Origin of the sequence: Aeromonas sp. R3-1 (assembly GCF_040908345.1) — a bacterium.
GTDB lineage: Bacteria > Pseudomonadota > Gammaproteobacteria > Enterobacterales > Aeromonadaceae > Aeromonas > Aeromonas veronii.
Window position 1 is genome coordinate 1 of the sequence record NZ_JBFODN010000114.1, and the last position, 1831, is coordinate 1831.

Here is a 1831-nt window from a genome sequence, read left to right on the forward strand (position 1 = left end):
ATTGGGCACCTCCCTTGCTCATGGCTACCAGCTCGTTGACGGCGCGCCACGCTTCGTCGATGGCGGCGTGGGCGTAGGGGCTCCAGCCTGCATCCGAGTTGGCGATGGTGATGTTGCCGATCGGCTGGCGACCCAGTTCAATCCATTTTTCGCACTGCGCTTCGTCATCAAACAGGGTGTTGGTGACATAGGAGTAGCCGTGAGACCAGCGGTTGACCGTGATGGCGAGGATATCCTGCTCATGGTTGAAACCGGCGCTGCCGAGCATCCCCTGCAACTGCTCGCGGATCATCTGCTCATGCTGCTCGAACGGCATGCCGAGGATCATGGCGCGCCCCTTGCGGGACTGTTCGCGGGCCGAGAGGCCGCTGCCCGGCAGGGTCGGCACATAGACCATGTGCAGGCACATCGGCTGATCCGGGCTCTTGGGATGCTCGTAGCCACCCATGCTGACCGGATAGTCGAGCTTGACCCGGCTGTAGGGGGCGGCGGGGGAGTAGACCTCGTGTACCCCTAGCTTGACGAAGGCTTGCCAGTTCTTGATCACCACCTTGGTGTAGACCAGCGGCGCCTTGGCATTTTGGCGCAGCGCCTCCTTCTGGGGCTCCGGCATCTCGGGCACCATGTAGGGGATCATCATGTTGTAGCCAGCCATGATCGACTGCTTGGCCCGCACCCGGTGCAGTTTCCCCTCCTTGATGTAGGTAACATCCACCACCAGCTTGCCGTCGGCGAGGCGCACGTTTTTGGCCTGCAACGCCGTGCTGCCAAGGCGCAGTTGCACCTTGTGCTCCGGCAGGTCGAGCTTGCCGTAGTCAAACTTGGCCAGCACCACATCCTGCATGGTGTGACCCGGCGCCACCTGCGGAATGAGCTTGCGCACCATCAGGCGGGTGAGACCGGCGTTGCCATCGGGGAAGTGGAAGATGTAGGGATCGTCCAGCTCTGCCTGCTCCTCGGCATCCAGCGGCGTCAGATTGAGGCCATCGAACCCCGGCAAGGCGCAGAGGCGCGCATCGGCGCAGGCGGTGGCGTCGATGCCGACCGCCTGGAAATCGTTGGTGCGCTGCTGGAAGTAAGTGATCGCCCGCTCGCTGAGGCCCACTTTATCGCGCAGGAAGGTGGTGTAGCTGTTGCGGGTCACCCACTCGTCCTGCTGCTCGCGGGTCATGCCGCTCAGGTAGTCGATCTTCGATTCGTGCAGGGCCAACAGGGCGGCCTTGTCGGCATCATCGAGGGGGAAGTCACCGATAAATTCTGCCAGCGGCCGGCCGTTCAGGCGATCGCGGGGGATATCGTCCGCTACGTTGTGGCCCGGGTCCCCGTTCACTATCTTGTTGACGCCAAAGTGCTTCTCGTCGAAATAGACACCGCGGCTGAGCCCCAGATCCGGATAGAAGGTCTGCTGGAAACCGGCGGCCAGCTCGTCGATGTTGACCTCCAGCGCCTTGAGCAGCCCGAGCGCCACCGGGCTGTAGACCGAACGCGGTGATTGCAGGGATTCGCTGCCGCCGTAACCCAGACGCAGGCCATCGGGGGTGGTGAACTCGTTGCGCTTGGCGTGGCCGCCAAAGTCGTCGTGGTTGTCGAGCAGCAGGATCTTTTTATCCGCGCCGAGCAGTTGCTGATAGAAGCAGGCGGCGGCCAGACCGCTGATCCCGGCGCCGACGATCACCAGATCGTACTCCCCCTCGAGGGGAATATTGGCAAAGTCATACTGCTTACCGTCACGGGCGATACTGTGGGCCGGTTCGAAAGAGCCCGGGTGATTACCGCGCAGGCCGGTGAGGGCGGGCGGGTAGGCCAGGGTTTTATCCGCCAGCGCGCTGCC

Annotated in this window: 1 protein-coding gene; it reads right to left on the bottom strand. The window is 63.0% G+C overall.

The window, feature by feature from the left end; translation table 11 throughout:
* On the bottom strand, window positions 1-1831 hold a 1831-nt coding region (locus tag AB5Y85_RS07230), incomplete at both ends, for an NAD(P)-binding protein (RefSeq protein ID WP_368221296.1).